11 protein-coding genes and 1 pseudogene are annotated in these 15,118 nt (G+C 30.3%); 4 read left to right on the forward strand and 8 right to left on the reverse strand.

What is annotated here, in order from left to right; all coding sequences use genetic code 11:
* Nucleotides 1–273: 273 nt before the first annotated feature.
* The 3 genes and pseudogenes from ACN5J4_RS03115 to ACN5J4_RS03125 all read left to right on the forward strand — a co-directional run bounded on the left by ACN5J4_RS03115 (nucleotide 274) and on the right by ACN5J4_RS03125 (nucleotide 5,585).
* Nucleotides 274–4,356 carry a M43 family zinc metalloprotease gene (locus tag ACN5J4_RS03115; protein WP_418650711.1) on the forward strand — a complete coding sequence of 1,361 codons (4,083 nt, stop codon included), beginning with the start codon at nucleotides 274–276 and terminating at the stop codon, nucleotides 4,354–4,356.
* A gap of 10 nt (nucleotides 4,357–4,366) precedes the next feature.
* Nucleotides 4,367–4,573 (forward strand): hypothetical protein, encoded by a 207-nt coding sequence (locus tag ACN5J4_RS03120; protein WP_418650712.1) that lies wholly within the window; start codon nucleotides 4,367–4,369, stop codon nucleotides 4,571–4,573.
* A 116-nt stretch (nucleotides 4,574–4,689) separates the two neighbouring features.
* Nucleotides 4,690–5,585, forward strand: a pseudogene (locus ACN5J4_RS03125) (IS1595 family transposase).
* A 192-nt stretch (nucleotides 5,586–5,777) separates the two neighbouring features.
* Here ACN5J4_RS03125 and ettA read toward each other — a convergent pair.
* The 5 genes from ettA to ACN5J4_RS03150 form a co-directional block, all read right to left on the reverse strand.
* Entirely contained in the window at nucleotides 5,778–7,469 is a 1,692-nt protein-coding gene (ettA, locus tag ACN5J4_RS03130; RefSeq protein ID WP_418650713.1) for an energy-dependent translational throttle protein EttA, read from the reverse strand.
* An 18-nt stretch (nucleotides 7,470–7,487) separates the two neighbouring features.
* Nucleotides 7,488–7,664 carry a CAL67264 family membrane protein gene (locus tag ACN5J4_RS03135; protein ID WP_418651128.1) on the reverse strand — a complete coding sequence of 59 codons (177 nt, stop codon included), beginning with the start codon at nucleotides 7,662–7,664 and terminating at the stop codon, nucleotides 7,488–7,490.
* Nucleotides 7,665–8,068: 404 nt separating this feature from the next.
* Nucleotides 8,069–9,055 carry a UDP-3-O-(3-hydroxymyristoyl)glucosamine N-acyltransferase gene (gene lpxD / locus ACN5J4_RS03140; RefSeq protein WP_418650714.1) on the reverse strand — a complete coding sequence of 329 codons (987 nt, stop codon included), beginning with the start codon at nucleotides 9,053–9,055 and terminating at the stop codon, nucleotides 8,069–8,071.
* A 103-nt stretch (nucleotides 9,056–9,158) separates the two neighbouring features.
* On the reverse strand, nucleotides 9,159–11,183 hold the full coding sequence (locus ACN5J4_RS03145) for an FAD-dependent oxidoreductase (RefSeq protein ID WP_418650715.1): 2,025 nt from the start codon (nucleotides 11,181–11,183) through the stop codon (nucleotides 9,159–9,161).
* A 144-nt stretch (nucleotides 11,184–11,327) separates the two neighbouring features.
* Nucleotides 11,328–12,443 carry a histidine decarboxylase gene (locus tag ACN5J4_RS03150; RefSeq protein WP_418650716.1) on the reverse strand — a complete coding sequence of 372 codons (1,116 nt, stop codon included), beginning with the start codon at nucleotides 12,441–12,443 and terminating at the stop codon, nucleotides 11,328–11,330.
* A gap of 144 nt (nucleotides 12,444–12,587) precedes the next feature.
* Between ACN5J4_RS03150 and ACN5J4_RS03155 the strand changes: the two genes are divergently transcribed.
* A complete protein-coding gene (locus ACN5J4_RS03155) occupies nucleotides 12,588–13,052 on the forward strand; it encodes an Lrp/AsnC family transcriptional regulator (protein ID WP_418650717.1) in 465 nt (154 codons plus the stop codon).
* Between the two features lie 44 nt (nucleotides 13,053–13,096).
* Here ACN5J4_RS03155 and ACN5J4_RS03160 read toward each other — a convergent pair whose 3' ends face one another.
* The 3 genes from ACN5J4_RS03160 to ACN5J4_RS03170 form a co-directional block, all read right to left on the reverse strand.
* Nucleotides 13,097–13,966: a pirin family protein gene (locus ACN5J4_RS03160; protein ID WP_418650718.1), complete on the reverse strand. Its 870-nt coding sequence runs from the start codon at nucleotides 13,964–13,966 to the stop codon at nucleotides 13,097–13,099.
* Between the two features lie 86 nt (nucleotides 13,967–14,052).
* Nucleotides 14,053–14,490, reverse strand: coding sequence for a MarR family winged helix-turn-helix transcriptional regulator (locus tag ACN5J4_RS03165; RefSeq protein WP_418650719.1), 438 nt, complete (start codon nucleotides 14,488–14,490; stop codon nucleotides 14,053–14,055).
* Between the two features lie 89 nt (nucleotides 14,491–14,579).
* Nucleotides 14,580–15,110: an NADPH-dependent FMN reductase gene (locus tag ACN5J4_RS03170; RefSeq protein WP_418650720.1), complete on the reverse strand. Its 531-nt coding sequence runs from the start codon at nucleotides 15,108–15,110 to the stop codon at nucleotides 14,580–14,582.
* Nucleotides 15,111–15,118: the final 8 nt, after the last annotated feature.

The raw sequence follows: 15,118 nt of genomic DNA on the forward strand, positions 1-15,118 counted from the left end.
TATATATAATAAAACCCCATCAATATTGATGGGGTTTTATTGTATATACCATATTATTTTTACAGTAATTTAACACTTAAAATAAACAAAATATCAATACAGTACAGTACTTTATAAAAACATAAATAATTATTAAAAATAACAACACATACATACACATACAATAAAATAGACGCTAATATTTTGGTAATTAAATAATAAACACTACATTTAACCCAAATTAATATAAAATTAACCCTGAATTACTTTTAAAGTGATTCGTAAAACATCAAAATGAGAAACAAATTTACTATTGTCCTGTTGATTTTGGTTTCAGCTTTACATTCCAAAATTTATTCACAATTAGAACACGCTTGTAAAGCAAGTGAACAAAATGAACTTGTCTTCAAAAACAATCCTGAAGCAAGAAAAGAGTATATTGAATTTAACAAATACTCTAGAGAGTTATCAAAAACTCAAAAACGTCAATTACCCGCAACTTATACTATTCCTGTAGTTGTCCACGTATATGGAGCAACTCAAAATGGTGCTACAGTTACTGCTGCTAAAGTTGAAGAAGCTATTGATAAACTTAATCTTGATTTTCAAGGTTTAAATGATGACTTTGGTGATGTTGACCCTTATTTTAATGCTAGAAAAAGTACTTTAGACATTGAGTTTAAATTAGCAAAATTAGACCCTAATGGAAACTGTACCAATGGTGTTGTTTTTTATGCAGACAAAGCTGGTTACGGTGGTGTTTATTCTGATGCTGCTATTGCTGTTGATGCTTGGGACAACTATAAGTACATGAATGTATATATTCAAGCTGATTTATATGGTGATGGCTCTACAACTAACTCAGGAGTAGCTTGGTACCCAAACTCTTCAATGTCTGATCAAGGAACAGCAAGAGTAGTGTATAATGGTGCTTATTTACATGCAAATACCGGAAAAGAATTCGCTTCAGTATTTACACATGAATTTGGTCACTTTTTTAACTTAATACATACTTTTGAAGGAGGTTGTACATACCCTAACGATGAGGTTGATGATACACCTGCTGAAGATGCTGATGTTGTAGGTGCTAATTGTGCTCCAGTTACAAACTGTGAAGGAAATTATGTTAACTATGAAAACTATATGGGATATAATGGAGCAGCTGATGGTTGTTACAGAATGTTTACCAAAGGGCAAACTGATCGTATGTTAGCTGCGTTACAACACCCTGCTCGTGTTACATTATGGCAACCTGCTAACTTAACAGCTACAGGTGTTAACAACACCGGTTCTTCTTTAGCTGTTGATAATACTATTATTAAAGAATCTGTAGCTAACAATGGTAGTTTTAACCAAACAGTAACAGTAACTTTAAACGGAGTTGATTTTTACACTTCTTCTGGTACTCTTACTCAAAATACAGATTATACTTTAACATTACCACAAGGGTTAAGTGCTACAATGCAAATAACCTCTTTAACTACTGCTGAATTAACAATAACAGGTACTGCTGCTAATCATTTAGATACAGATAATGAAACTATTAATTTAGGTTTCAACTCTTCTGCTTTTAGTGGTGGACAATCTTTATCTTGTAGCTCTGTAGGTTTAGATTTTAAATTCTATAGTCCTTTCGAAATTATTTATGATAATATTACTGATATTTCAGCTAGTACTGCTAATCCATGGGATAATTTAAATTTAACTCTTATTAATGGTGATAATACTTATGGTACTTGGGCATATGTACAAGGTCATTTAAAAATAGAAACATATGGTAAAAAATTAGTTACCAATGCAGGAACTAGAGATATTACTCTTTTAGATGAAAATGTATTAGTATCTACAGCTAGTAATTTTACTGCTCCAGGTGATTACCCTGATCAATTAGATGTTAAATATGATGGCTATACAGCTTGGCAAGGACAAATTGGTTATATTGGTTTTACAACTGATCATAATGGTGAGACTGTTCATGGATGGATGAAAGCTGGTGTATCTTCTGATGGTGAAACGCTTACTGTTTACGAATATGCTTTTTCAACTGAACCTAATGGAGATATTAAAACAGGGCAAACTTTAATGGATGCTAATGCTTCTGAAATACTTATTGGGTCTAATGTAATTACTGAAACTACTGAAAATACTGGTGGTATTAATTTTACAACAACAATAAACGTTTCTGGAGCTGCTGTGTTTTCTAATAAAACATTTGTAGAAGGTGTAGATTATACTACAACAATGCCTAATAACTATACTGTTCAAGTTAACTATGTAGGTGATAAAGAAGTTACTTTATCTATTAGCGGTTCTGCTACTAATCACGCACAAGCTAACTCTACAACTTACGATGTAACTTTTACAAGTGCTGCCTTTAATAATGGTTATAATGATATTGTAAATAAAACAAATAGTTTTGATTTAAATTTCCTTGATCCATATACTATAATAACTGGTGTTCTTAATGCTTCTGTAGATAGTGCATTAGAATGGCAATGGTTTAGTATTGCTGAATTAGATGCAGGATTTAATGATTTTGGTGCATGGATTTTTGCAGCTAATCATTTAAAAGTTGAAACATATGGTAAACGATTTGTTACAAACCCTAACTCATTAAATATTGCTTTAATTGGAAGTGGTGAATTAATTTCTGCAGAAGATAATTTTACCGCTCCTGGAGATTACCCTGACCAATTAGATTTATATACTTCAACTCATACTGATTGGAATGCAACTACAGGATATATAGGATTCGAATCTATGTATAATGGTAATACTGTATTAGGATGGCTTAAAGTTAGTGTAGATGCTAATGGAACAGGATATACTATTTCAGAATATGCTTTTTATACTAAACCTGAAAGCCCTATTACTGCTGGTAGTTTAGTTATACCTAGCCCAACACCTACTAATATTACATGGACTGGAGCTATTGATAATAACTGGAACAATGCAAGTAACTGGAGTAGTAATACAGTACCTACAAGTACTAGTGATATTATTATACCTGCAAACTTAAATCAGTTTCCTACTATAAATACTCCTACTACTGTAAATACAGTTGTTATTGAATCAGGAGCTACTTTAATTACTAATAGCACATTAACAGCTGCTGTTACTTATAAAAGAAACTTAGCTACTAGTAATTGGTACTTAATAGCATCTCCGTTAAATAATGAAACGTTAGCTAATATGGTATCAAATAACATATTTGCTGCAAGCTCTAGTGGAACTATTGGTATAGCACCATACATGAATGATGGAACAGCTTGGGATTACCAAATGTCTAATGCTACTGTAAATATTACTTCAGGTAAAGGATATTCTGTAAAATTAAAAGTTGCAGATGATCTTATATTTACAGGTAGTACTAATTCAACAAATGTTATACTTCCTGTTACAACTGATGTTAATAACTATAACTTAATAGGAAATCCTTATACCTCTTACATTAACTTAGGTGAGTTTTTTAACGCTAACCCTTTGAACAATGTAGTATCTGAAGCTACAGTATGGTTATGGAATCAAGCAACTGGTAGTTATGAGTTAAAATTAGCTAATATTGATGATTCTTTTCAAATTGCTCCAGGTCAAGCTTTCTTTATAAGTGCTGCTGCAAATACTAATGTAACTTTTGATAAAAATAATCAATCACATACTGCTGGTACTTTTCAAAAGCAAGCAAACTCTAAAACTCAAGTAAACTTAACGGTTACTTCTAATAATGGAGATGCTAAAACAACTAAGTTATACTATTTAAGTGGTGTTACAACTGGTTTTGATAATGGTTATGATGGTAGTGTTTTTAAAGGAGCTAAAAATAACTTTAGTGTATTTACTAAATTAGTTAATAAAGAAAATAATACTGATTATGCTGTACAGTCTTTACCTATTAAAGATTTAGAAACTACTATAGTACCTGTTGGGATAAAAGCTAATGCTGGAGAAACTGTTGTTTTTTCTGCTGAATCTTTTAACTTACCAAATAATGTACAAGTTTATATTGAAGATACTGAAAACGGTGAGTTTGTTAACTTATCTAAAGAAAACTATACTGTAGTTTTAAGTAAAAATGCAAATAGTGAAGATCAGTTCTTTATTCATACAACTTCTAATAGAGTTAACGGTGATGCTGATGTTTTAAATACTGTATCTGTATACCAATCTGCTAAAAACCAGTTAACCGTTACAGGTTTACAAGCTGATAACAATTCAATAGTTATGTACTCTGCTATAGGTAAGCAAGTAATGGCTAAAACTTTTAATGCTAACGGAAATACAGTTATAAACTTACCTAAAGTATCTTCAGGTGTTTATATTGTTAATGTAACAAGTGGAGCTAAAAAAGTAAACAAAAAAATTATCTTAAATAATTAAGAAAAATAAAATGGAAAAACAAAATATGCCTAAGGGTACAAATATTAGCCGTAAAGATGCCTTAAAAAAAATAGGTAAATACGGTAAGTACACAGCCTTAACAGCAATTGGTACTTATATGATTTTAAATCCTCAAAAGGCACAAGCACAAAGTGCTCCTGAAAATCCAGGTACAGGATTTGATCCAAATCCTACAATACCAGGTGACGGATTTTAATAACTAAAAAAATATAAATTATATTTTATCTCCAAGAACAATTGTTCTTGGAGATTTTTTTTAATCAATTAACAACTATAGAGGTCAATATTTAAATTCATATCTTTAAAATTAGTATAATTATTTTTAAAGGTCAAAACCTGCTTGAGTTTGCTGATCAGTTTAAAACATATTTAGATTGCAAAGGTTATTTAGCTGCTATTAAATGGAAAGATTATTTTAAATGTATTAAATGTCGTCATAAAAAAGCTCAAATAAGAAAGGATTTTTCTCGAACATGCAATATTAGTTCTCTTCAAGAATCAGCAACATCAAAGACACTTTTTCATAAGGTGAAATTTGGAGTTAGAAAAGCATTTTTTATTGTTCTTGAAATGAGTACAAGTACAAAAAGTCTTTCAGCAAGCTACGTTTAAGTTCGTTTTAGTGTTACCGAAAAGACAGCTCGTTTATTCATGCTTAAAATTAGAGAGGCTATGCAGAGTAGTGGAAATAGTCCTATGACAGGTATTGTTCATGTCGATTAATTTGTGCTTGGTGGACGCAAAAAAAAAGAAAGTTGATAGAAGTTATAATGCAAAGAAGAAGAAGACTATTACTGCAGTTGTACTAACTGATGATGGAAAAAGTAAAAAGAATGTATGCAATGAGAATTGAAGATTTTTCAGTGAGTTCTCTTCAATATATTTTTGTGAATCATATTAGTAGAGAAGCTAAGGTGGTAACCGATAAATGGAGAGGTTACAGACCAATTGCAAAAACTTATAATATTACACAAATAGAAAGTAATGGAGGTATGAATTTTAAAGTACTTAACACAATGATTCATTAAGTAAAATCATGGATAAGAACTACTTATACTTGGGTAAGCGATTTTAATATTAATAGATACTTTAATGAATTTTGTTTTAGAATTAATCGTTCACAAAGTAAAGCTACAATATTCAATAACTTAATAACTAAAATGGTCGAAAAAAAAAGAGTTAGTCACAAACAAATTATATACAACTAACTACTGACCTCTAAAAAACTATATTAGATTTAGTAAAAATAATTACGATATAGTATTACTACTGTTTTGTACAAAAACATGCTTATTAGTTATTAGAATATAAAAATACATTTATTTGATGCTCATTTTTTTCATAAAAAAACTCGAAGCTATAAAGCTTCGAGTTTTTTTATGAAAAAATATTAATTAAAATTATCTAATTAATTTTCTGTATTTAATTCGTTTTGGCATTAAATCACCACCTAAACGCTTCTTTTTGTTTTCTTCATATTCAGAAAAACCACCTTCAAAGAAATAGACCTCACTATTTCCTTCAAAAGCTAAAATATGTGTACAAATTCTATCTAAAAACCATCTATCGTGACTAATAACTACAGCACAACCTGCAAAGTTTTCTAAACCTTCCTCTAAGGCTCTTAATGTATTTACATCTAAATCATTAGTTGGTTCATCTAATAACAATACGTTTCCTTCCTCTTTTAAAGTCATTGCTAAATGCAAACGGTTACGCTCACCTCCAGAAAGTGTTGAAACTTTTTTATTTTGTTCGCTTCCACCAAAGTTAAAACGACTTAAATATGCACGAGAATTTACTTGCTTCCCTCCCATCATTACTAAATCTTGACCTTCAGAGAAATTCTCCCAAATAGATTTATCAGGATCAATATTAGAATGTGCCTGATCTACATATGCAATTTTTGCAGTTTCACCTACTTTAAAACTTCCTGCATCAGGAGTCTCTTCTCCCATAATCATTTTGAAAATAGTCGTTTTACCAGCACCGTTTGGTCCGATAATTCCAACAATTCCCGCTTGCGGAAGATTAAATTCTAAGTTATCATATAATAATTTATCTCCAAAAGCTTTTGAAACACCACTCGCTTCAATCACATTGGTTCCTAAACGAGGACCATTAGGAATATAAATTTCTAACTTTTCATCAGTTTGTTTTTGGTCTTGACTCATTAACTTTTCATAGTTCTTCAAACGTGCTTTTTGCTTTGTTTGACGACCTTTAGCTCCTTGACGTACCCAATCTAACTCTCGTTCTAATGTTTTTTGACGCTTAGAAGCTGTTTTACTTTCTTGTGCTAATCTGTTTGATTTTTGGTCTAACCAAGAAGAATAATTTCCTTTCCAAGGGATTCCTTCACCTCTATCTAATTCTAAAATCCAACCAGCAACATTATCTAAGAAATATCTATCGTGCGTTACAGCAATTACAGTTCCTTTATATTGTGCTAAATGATGCTCTAACCAGTGTACAGATTCGGCATCCAAATGATTGGTAGGCTCATCTAATAATAAAATTTCTGGCTCTTGTAATAATAATCTACATAAAGCAACTCTTCTACGTTCCCCTCCTGATAAGTTTTTAATTGGAGTATCACCATCTGGAGTACGTAAAGCATCCATAGCAATTTCTAATTTAGTATCAAGTTCCCAAGCATTAGAAGCATCAATTTTATCTTGAAGTTCTGCTTGTTGTGCCATTAACTTATCCATTTTATCAGCATCAGAATACACTTCTTCTAAACCAAACATATCGTTGATTTTGTTGTATTCTTCTAAAATTGCAACAGTTTCAGCAACACCTTCTTTAACTATTTCAATAACTGTTTTGGTTTCGTCTAATTTTGGTTCTTGCTCTAAATAACCAACTTTATACCCTGGCGAAAAAGTAACATCACCTTGAAAATTTTTTTCTACTCCTGCAATTATTTTTAATAAGGTAGATTTACCTGATCCGTTTAAACCTAAAATACCAATTTTAGCTCCGTAGAAAAAGCTCAAATAAATATCTTTTAAAACTTGTTTATTAGTACTTTGATAGGTTTTTGAAACCTTATTCATTGAAAAAATGACCTTCTTATCGTCTGACATTTTAATATATTTTATTAATTAAACTCTTCCTTTTAAGGCGTTGAAAACCCATGCATTTGCAAAAAAACCTAAACCTACTGCTCCAAAACCGTAACCAGCTACCTCATCATATCTAAAAGCTCCTAGTAATACTAGTAAAAGACCTATTAAAATCATTATAAATGTCGCTAAAGCTAAGACATTATTTTTATTCATTGCCATAATTTACTCTTTTAAAAAACATGAGGTACAAATATCGGCTTTTATTTTATTATTTCTATTTACTACTTGTGCATTTTTTCTTTTAAAAAGATACTTATAATTATTTATTTTTTATAATTTTTTGTTTAAATAAGTAATTTTTTGTAGTTAAATAGAACTATTATTATTTTCTGAAGATAAAAAAAAAGACTAAGAATATAATAGTATAGTAAAAATTTCTAGCCCCGATTGAAGTAATTGTTTGAGCTCTTTTTTGTTTTTTCCTTTTAAAAAAAATAAAAAAAGCGAGTGCGGAAAGCGGGAAATTGCTTCTAATTATTTTTTATTGATTTATTTCTAAAATAAGAACATAAAAAAACCTCACTAAAAGTGAGGTTTTAATTAAAAATATTTTTCTGCTATTTTCTACCTAATTTACGTAACGCAACCCATTGTTTCATCATATCTCTAGCATCAGTTGCAGGATATCCAAGTACGGTTTTTCCTGCAGGAACATCAGCAATAACACCAGATCCGGCACCTACTACTGCTCCTGAATGAATTGTTGTATGATCTTTTATTGAAGCACTTCCGCCAATAATAACGCCATCGCCTAAGGTTACTGACCCTGCTAAACCACTACTTCCTGCCATAATACAGAATTTACCTAGTACCGAATTATGCCCGATTTGAACCAAGTTATCAATTTTACAACCATCGCCTAAAATAGTTGAGCTAAACTTACCTCTATCAACACATGAATTTGCACCAATTTCAACTTGATTTCCGATAACTACATTTCCGATATGTGGAATTTTTGTTAATCCTTGTGCGCTTGGTCTGTAACCAAAACCGTCAGCTCCAATACTTACATTGTTATGAAAAATACAATTATTTCCGATAACACTTCTTTCTCTAATTACCGTACCCGACCAAACTGTGGTATTTTGACCGATAGTAGTATCGTCAAAAATGGTAACATTTGGATATAAAATAACACCATTTGCTAACACAACATTTTTACCAACATAAGCATTTGCTCCAATTTTACAGCCTTCGCCTATTGTTGCAGTTTTATCGATTACAGCCATTGGATGAATAGCTGTTTCAAAATGTGGCGCTTCTGGTTGAAAAGCTTCTAATAATGTTGCCATTGCTAAATCGGCATTAGCAACTTTTATAAATGCTTTATTATCTCCTGGTTGAATATCTAACTTATCGCTTATAATAGCGGCACTTGCGTTAGAATTATTCCATAAACCAGCAAATTTTTTATTTCCAATAAAAGTTATTTGTCCTTTTTCAGCTTTTTCTATTTGCTCTGGGGCTGTAATTTTTTCAGAGCAATTACCTACTAATTCACCTTTTAATAATGAATTAATTTCTTTTATTGTAAATGATTTCATGTTAGGGTTTTCTAATTAAGTTGGCTAAAAATACTGTTTAATTTGCTAGCAAAAAAAAATCTTGCATAAAGCAAGATTTTAAATATTCTGATAATTGTTTTTATTAAATTTCAGCAGCTAACCTACTTCCTTGGTTAATAGCTCTTTTTGCGTCTAATTCTGATGCAAAATCAGCACCACCAATTACATGTGTTTTTATTCCTTTTTCTTCTAAAGGGGCTATTAATTCTTTTAAAGGAAGTTGTCCTGCACAAATAATTACATTATCTACTGCTAATATTTTTTGTTCATCTCCTTGCATATAATGTAAACCTTCATTATCAATTTTAGTATATTGAACCTGATTTATAAACTGTACATTTTTTTTCTTTAAAGTTGCCCGATGAATCCAACCAGTAGTTTTACCTAAGTTTGCGCCAAATTTACCCTTACTTCGTTTAAACATAAAAATTTCTCTTGGCGATGGAGGTACTACTTCGATTACCCCTTCTACTCCACTTCTAGCTCTAAGAGTTTTGTCAACTCCCCATTCTTGTAACCAAGCATCAATATTTAAAGATGTACTTTCTCCTTCGTGTGCTAAATATTCTGATACATCAAAACCAATTCCTCCTGCTCCGATAACAGCCACACGTTTACCAACAGTTTTTTTATGCTTAATTACATCAATATAATTTAACACTTTTTCGTGTTCTATTCCGTTAATTCTTGGCATCCTTGGTGTGATTCCTGTGGCAATAATTACCTCATCAAAATTACCTTTTGATAAATCATCAGCAGAAACTCTTGTGTTTAATTTTACAGTTACGTTATGTAAACTTAATTGTTTATTAAAGTAACGAATAGTTTCGTAAAACTCTTCTTTTCCAGGTATTTGCTTCGCTATATTAAATTGACCTCCTGTTTCTTTATCAGCATCAAAAAGCGTTACTTCATGTCCTCTTTGAGCAGCAATTGTTGCTGCTGATAAACCTGCAGGACCTGCACCAACTACAGCTATTTTTTTCTTTTTTAATGTTTGATTATAATTGAATTCTGTTTCATGACAAGCTCTCGGATTTACTAAACAGCTTGCTACTTTTTTCTGAAAAGCATGATCTAAACACGCCTGATTACAAGCAATACATGTATTTATTTCATCATCTCGTTCTTCTTTTGCTTTGTTAACCCATTGCGAATCTGCTAAAAACGGACGTGCCATTGAAACCATATCTGCATGCCCTTCTGCTAATACTTTTTCGGCAGTTTCGGGCATATTAATTCGGTTAGAAGTAATTAAAGGAATCGATAATTCTTCTTTCATTTTTTGAGTTACCCAAGTAAATGCGGCTCTTGGTACTGATGTTGCTATGGTTGGTATTCGTGATTCGTGCCAACCAATACCAGTATTTATTAGGTTTGCTCCTGCTTTTTCAATTTCTTTACCCAATTGTACTACTTCTTGCCAAGAACTACCTTCCTCTACCAAATCTAACATTGATAATCGATAAATGATAATAAAATTTTCACCTACCACTTCACGGATTTTTTGAACTAATTCTACAGCTAAACGGATTCTATTTTCATAAACTCCTCCGTAATTATCCGTTCTTTTATTGGTCCTTTTTACAATAAATTGATTTATTAAATACCCTTCAGAACCCATTATTTCAATACCATCATAACCTGCTTGTTTCGATAATTTGGCACAATTCACAAAATCTTTAACCGTTCTACGTATTCCTGATTGTTTTAATTCAAAAGGTGTATACGGATTAATTGGAGCTTGTATTTTTGAAGGCGCTACTATTAATGGATGGTAACCATAACGACCAGAATGTAAAATTTGCATACAAATTTTACCCCCTTCTTTATGCACTGCATTTGTAATAAATTTATGCTTTCTGACATGTTTTTTAGTACTCATTCGTGCTGAAAATGGTGCTGTCCAACCTTGAATATTCGGAGAAATTCCACCTGTAATAATTAACCCAACTCCACCTCTAGCACGCTCGGCATAATATTCGGCTATTTTTTCAGTTCCGTTTTCTTCTTCCTCTAAACCTGTATGCATAGACCCCATTAAAATACGATTTTTTAATGTTGTAAAACCTAAATCTAATGGTTCAAAAATATGTTTGTATTTCATCTTTCAAATATTTAAAAGTGTTATGCATGCATAATAAAATGCAAGATACGATTTTTTAGAAAACGAAAAACACACCTTACTTTTTAAAATAACCTACCTTGATATTATAATTTATTATTACGCTATGTAAACATACATTAAAGCCTAAACTAAAGCACATAAATTTTCAGCTAATTCTTTTTTTAAATTCTCTAAAAAAACAGTAAGCTGTTGTTTTTTTATCCCTGGTACACAAATTACATGGGCTATATTTTCTTCAGATGCTAACTGATATTTTTTACATATCTTATCTGAAGGTTTTTCTAATACAACTGTTAAAGCATTATTGTTACGCCATGCTTTTATACCTATATTATTTAATTCATTTTCTAAATATCCTGCTAATTCTTGTGATTCTTTTACTCTTCTAGCTAAACCTTCTTTTCCATGTTTTTGAATAAAAGACCATAAAAATAAAGGAGTTAATCCGTTACGAGATCCTGTTATAGTTGTATCAAAAGTACCTACATAAGATACCGAATTTGCAATACGATTTCTATGTTTTCTCTTTGCCATTACAATTCCACAAGGAATAGGACCTCCTATAAATTTATGTCCTGATATTGCTATACTATCAACACCTTCAGAAAAATCAAATTTTGGTTTTAGCGTTACAAATGGCGCTATAGTTCCTAAAAAAGCAGCATCACAATGTATATAATAATCTTTTATAGCATATTTTTTGATAATTTTTTTTACCTCATCAAGCTTATCAACAGCTTCTGTCATTGTAGTACCAATATTCAAAAAGAAAATAGCTGGTTTATCTCTACGTAACATTAATATTTGCTCTAAATCATCATAATCCATTTCTCCATTATCCTGACTTCTAACAACAATATTTTTGATATTTAATAAATGTAAATTCTTTTTTACACTATAATGCGTTGATTCACTATAATATACAACGCCTTCAGGAAAATTTTCTCTAGCCAGATATAAACCATATAAATTCCCTTCAGTTCCTCCATTGGTAACGTATCCCCAAGTTTCTTTTAAGTTTGATGAAAGAATATCAGCAAAAAAAGAAATACACTCTTTTTCGATATCTTTTGTATCAATTGCTAAAGTCGAATCAGATTCAGGATCACCTACATTATTAATACATAAATCTAAAAAAGGAGCAAATTCTTTATATGAAAAATCTTTTGCTAATGGATATCCTAAAAATGTATCTGTATTTTTACTAATTCTATTATATATTTTCTCAATTTTATTCATCACTTTTTTTTACACAAAGATAAAAATCAACACAACAAAACTACCTAAAAGTAAATATTAAGAATATTATACTCTTACAACTTGCTTTCAAAGAAAAACATACTTTACTTTTGATTTTTAAAACTTTAAACAGAAATATATACTATGCAACATCTAGATGCTATTGATTTACAATTGATAAATGAGCTTCAAACAGACGGAAAACAGTCTATAAAACAACTTTCTCAAAAGGTAAATTTATCTATTACGCCAACACATGAACGCATCAAAAAAATTGAATCAAGAGGAATTATCAAAAAATATGTGGCAATTGTTGATGCTGAATTAATCAATAGAAGTTTGATTGTATATTGTCAAATAACACTATTAAAACATCAAGAATCCGATTTTAAAGAATTTGAGAAATATATTAATTCTTTGGATGAAGTTATGGATGTTTCCTACATCGCTGGTGGTTATGATTTTTTACTGAAAGTAATTGTAAGGGATATTCAGGAATATGAAAGTTTTATATTAAAAAAAATGACACAACTTAAAATTATTTCAAATATTCAAAGCTCTTTTGTTATCCGACAAATAAAAAATGAAACTAAAATTACAGTTAAATAAAACCTTCATAATCTGAAGGTTTTATTTAATAACAATTATTTTTACTAATACAAAAAACCCATTTTTCCTTGTTGAAAATCACGCATTGCTTCCATAATTTCAGTTTGTGTATTCATTACATAAGGTCCGTATTGGACTATTTTTTCTTTAATTGGTTCACCTGATAACACTAATAATATACTTTCTTTTTTGGCATCAATTTTAATAAAATCACCATCATTATTAAAAGTAATCATTTGAATTGCTCCTTTTTTTAATGTTGCAATATTATTTATTAAAACTTCGCCATCTAATAAATAAACTAAAGATTGATGTGTTACAGGAATTTCAACATCCATAACACCAGCCTCATTTGTTTTTACGGTAAATACATTTACAGAAGTTTGTGTGGTTATCAATCCAACTTTATCGGCTTGTGCTCCTGCAACAACATTTAATTGAATGGTTTTATCAGTATTAAAAACAACAGGAATACGTTCACTTTTTATATGTTGATAATTAGCAGGCATCATTTTTTTTGATGAAGGTAAATTTAACCACAATTGAATTCCTTCTAGTTCGCCTCCTTTTTTAACAAATTCTTTTGATGGCCCTTCGGCATGTACAACTCCTCTACCTGCAGTTGTCCATTGCACGTCACCTGCTTTTACCAACATTTCATTTCCTAAAGAATCTCTATGTAATTGTTCGCCTTTAAATAGCAAAGTTATGGGTTCAAAACCACGATGTGGATGCGCTCCTAAATCAAACGGATTATTAAACTCGCTAATTGCGTAAGGTCCGTAATGATGTAATAATAAAAACGGATCTACATTTTCAATACCTTCTGTTGGTAAAGGCTGTCTTAATTGTATATGCCCCATATTTACTAACGGACTTCCTACTTTATGCTGTATTGATTTTAATTTTTTCATTGATATATTTTTTAACCAAAATACTCTCCATGGAAAATATTTTTATAAATTTTTTGTTTTAAAAATGATGTTTAACAAACATGTATTTATCTAATTTTATCTAATAAATCACTTAATTGAGCTGCTTCTTTTTCTGATAATTTATCTAAAAAATCTAATTTTAAAGAGCCATCAATAGATGTTAATAAATCTAAACCCTGCTTAGTAATATTAATATAAACAACTCTTCTATCATGTTCACAACGAATTCGTTCTATAAATTTTTTATCACATAATTTATCCATTAAACGAGTTGCATTCGGAGCTCGTTCAATCATTCTATCTTTAATAATTTGTACTTTTATTGGCTCACCTGCACCTCTTAAAATTCGTAAAATATTAAATTGCTGTGGTGATATTCCGTAAGGCTTAAAAAAATCATTTTCATTACTACTCAACCAATTTGCAGTATATTTTATATTAATAAGTGCCTTTACTTTATTATTTGGAAATTTAGATTTTATATCTTTAGAAATATCTCCCATATTAACTTAATTAGTTTTACTTATATGACAACAAAATTACAAAAAACACATGTATTCCAAGGAATATAAAATCAGTAAAAATATTGTAATTACAATGATTTTTTGAATTTAGTAATTAACTCTTTTAATTGTGTACTTAACTCATCATCAATAATAATTCCTTCTTTAAAGTTATCAAAAAAACTTGGCAAAGAAAAATTAGCTATAATATTTCCGCCCATATGAGGAAAACCGTTTTTAGCTATTGATAAAACAGATGCTCCTCCTCTACCTCCAGGTGATGTTGCCATTAATAACATCGGAATATTATTCCATAATTTTGGATTAATACGAGACATCCAATCAAACATATTTTTAAATGCTACCGAAAAATTTCCGTTATGTTCAGCTAACGATAAAATAATTCCATCAGCATTTTGAATTATATCAAAGAATTTTTGAGCATTCTCTGGAATTCCGTTTACAGTTTCTTCATCCACTCCGTAAACAGGTATTGTAAAATCATTCAAATCTAAAACCGTTGCTACTGAATTATCAACTAAAGTTGTTGCGTAGGTTACTAACTTTTTATTGATTGATTTTTGACTATTACTACCCGCAAAAGCTATTATTTTTTTCATATTAACTA

It is taken from the genome of Tenacibaculum aestuariivivum, from assembly GCF_964507685.1.
In the GTDB taxonomy this organism is placed as follows: Bacteria; Bacteroidota; Bacteroidia; order Flavobacteriales; family Flavobacteriaceae; genus Polaribacter; species Polaribacter aestuariivivum.

Bases quoted from the DNA above. Each gene is read 5' to 3' on its own strand.
- ACN5J4_RS03115 (WP_418650711.1), top strand. From the start codon at position 274: ATGAGAAACAAATTTACTATTGTCCTGTTGATTTTGGTTTCAGCTTTA.
- ettA (WP_418650713.1), bottom strand. From the start codon at position 7,469: ATGTCAGACGATAAGAAGGTCATTTTTTCAATGAATAAGGTTTCAAAA.
- ACN5J4_RS03135 (WP_418651128.1), bottom strand. From the start codon at position 7,664: ATGAATAAAAATAATGTCTTAGCTTTAGCGACATTTATAATGATTTTA.
- ACN5J4_RS03160 (WP_418650718.1), bottom strand. From the start codon at position 13,966: ATGAAAAAATTAAAATCAATACAGCATAAAGTAGGAAGTCCGTTAGTA.
- ACN5J4_RS03120 (WP_418650712.1), top strand. From the start codon at position 4,367: ATGGAAAAACAAAATATGCCTAAGGGTACAAATATTAGCCGTAAAGAT.
- ACN5J4_RS03150 (WP_418650716.1), bottom strand. From the start codon at position 12,443: ATGAATAAAATTGAGAAAATATATAATAGAATTAGTAAAAATACAGAT.
- ACN5J4_RS03165 (WP_418650719.1), bottom strand. From the start codon at position 14,490: ATGGGAGATATTTCTAAAGATATAAAATCTAAATTTCCAAATAATAAA.
- lpxD (WP_418650714.1), bottom strand. From the start codon at position 9,055: ATGAAATCATTTACAATAAAAGAAATTAATTCATTATTAAAAGGTGAA.
- ACN5J4_RS03170 (WP_418650720.1), bottom strand. From the start codon at position 15,110: ATGAAAAAAATAATAGCTTTTGCGGGTAGTAATAGTCAAAAATCAATC.
- ACN5J4_RS03155 (WP_418650717.1), top strand. From the start codon at position 12,588: ATGCAACATCTAGATGCTATTGATTTACAATTGATAAATGAGCTTCAA.
- ACN5J4_RS03145 (WP_418650715.1), bottom strand. From the start codon at position 11,183: ATGAAATACAAACATATTTTTGAACCATTAGATTTAGGTTTTACAACA.